We start from the raw sequence: 882 nt of genomic DNA, 5'->3' as shown, positions 1-882 counted from the left end.
GTCTCCGCCCAGCTCGAAGAAGTTGTCGGTGACGCCGACGCTCTCCAGCCGCAGCAGCTCGCACCACAGCGCCGCCAAAGCCCGTTCGGCCTCGCTGCGCGGTTGAACCTGGACCGACGACGACGCCACTTCCGGCTCGGGCAGCGCCTTGCGGTCCAGCTTGCCGTTGGGCGTCAGCGGCAACCGCTCCAGCACCACCAGATGCGACGGGACCATGTAGTCCGGCAACGCCGCCTTCAGCCCGCCGCGCAGCCGCTCGACGAGGCCATCGCCAGCATCAACGTCGCCGGCAGGCACGACATAGCCGACCAGACGCTTGCCTGACGTGCCGTCACGAGCGACCACCGCCGCCTCGCGCACGCCCTCCTGCGCCCGCAGCCGCGCCTCCACCTCGCCAAGCTCGATGCGGAAGCCGCGGATCTTCACCTGATGATCGATCCGCCCGACATACTCGATCACACCGTCCCCGCGCTGGCGCACAAGGTCGCCGGTGCGGTAGAGCCGCCCGCCGTCGGAAGCGAACGGATCGGCGACGAAACGCTCCGCCGTCAGCCCGGGACGGTTCAGGTAGCCCCGCGCCAAGCCCGCGCCGCCAAGATAAAGCTCCCCGACCACGCCAAGCGGAACAGGGTTCAGGTCGCCGTCCAGGACATGGGTGGTGCGGTCGCCCACCCGCAGGCCGATCGGCGCATAGGCCGCACCGCAGCGGTCCTGCCGGCCCGCCTTCCAGATCAGCGGCGTCACCACCGTCTCGGTCGGGCCGTAGCCGTTGATGATGTGCTCCGGTTGCAGCGCCTCCCTGGCCAGCTCGAAGGCCGCCTCCCCCACCGCGTCGCCGCCGAAGCAGTAGACCCGCACCGGCGGCGGGGCGGTCCCCCGCTC

1 protein-coding gene is annotated in these 882 nt (G+C 71.1%); it reads right to left on the bottom strand.

The window, feature by feature from the left end:
* The coding region (locus tag CRT60_RS00065; protein WP_143272901.1) for an AMP-binding protein at positions 1–882 on the bottom strand (882 nt) is incomplete at both ends.

Source organism: Azospirillum palustre (assembly GCF_002573965.1).
GTDB lineage: Bacteria > Pseudomonadota > Alphaproteobacteria > Azospirillales > Azospirillaceae > Azospirillum > Azospirillum palustre.
Note: the sequence above shows the minus strand (reverse complement) of the source record. Positions and strands in the feature narration are given on the sequence as shown.